The sequence below is a fragment of the Bartonella sp. AA86SXKL genome (assembly GCF_042196885.1).
Map to the genome: position 1 here is coordinate 1 of NZ_JBHIRE010000492.1, position 231 is coordinate 231.

Annotated in this window: 1 protein-coding gene; it reads left to right on the forward strand. The window is 40.3% G+C overall.

Features of this window, described 5'->3' with window-relative positions:
* The coding region (grpE, locus tag ACFIO5_RS12830; protein WP_375705613.1) for a nucleotide exchange factor GrpE at positions 1–114 on the forward strand (114 nt) is incomplete at its 5' end.
* Positions 115–231: the final 117 nt, after the last annotated feature.

Here is a 231-nt window from a genome sequence, read left to right on the forward strand (position 1 = left end):
CAGCAAGTTGTTCAGGCTGGTTACATTATCGGTGAACGTGTTTTGCGTCCAGCTATCGTGGGTGTCGCAAAAGGAGGTGCGAAAGATATCTCTGTTGAAAGTGATTCGGATTAAAAAACATCAATAACGATTTCTTCTGACCTCAAAATATGGCAACATATGTAACTTTTCCACTTTCGTGAGGCGTTTTATAAAGAGGCGTTTTATAAAAGAGAGTTCTAAAGGGGGGAA